Source organism: Streptomyces sp. NRRL WC-3549 (assembly GCF_000721935.1).
GTDB lineage: Bacteria > Actinomycetota > Actinomycetes > Streptomycetales > Streptomycetaceae > Streptomyces.
In genome coordinates this window covers 70,830-71,116 of sequence record NZ_KL585398.1, presented here as the reverse complement: position 1 = coordinate 71,116, position 287 = coordinate 70,830, and the positions used below count along the sequence as shown (strand labels likewise).

Annotated in this window: 1 protein-coding gene; it reads right to left on the bottom strand. The window is 78.7% G+C overall.

The genetic code is table 11. The features are described from left to right. On the bottom strand, positions 1-279 hold a 279-nt coding region (locus tag IH13_RS0114620), incomplete at its 3' end, for a Gfo/Idh/MocA family oxidoreductase (RefSeq protein WP_031084526.1). Between the last annotated feature and the right edge of the window lie 8 nt (positions 280-287).

The following is a 287-nucleotide window of genomic DNA, read 5'->3' as shown; positions in this document are numbered from 1 at the left end:
AGAGATGTGTATAAGAGACAGCGCCGCGGCGGCGCGCGCGGCCAGCGGCGCCTGGACGTCCGGCGGCACGGCGAAGGCCACCGCGTCGCTCGTGGCGAGGAGGGCGTCGAGGCCCGCCTCGTCCGTGTACGCCTCGGTGCCGTGGGCGGTGGCGAGCTCCCGGGCCGCTTCGGGCCGCCGGCCCCAGACACCGCCGAGTACGGCACCGGGGTGCGCGGTGAGGGCGGGGGCGTGCGTCATGCGGGCCCAGGGGCCCGCCCCGACGAGGCCGACGCGCATCGGCGGGG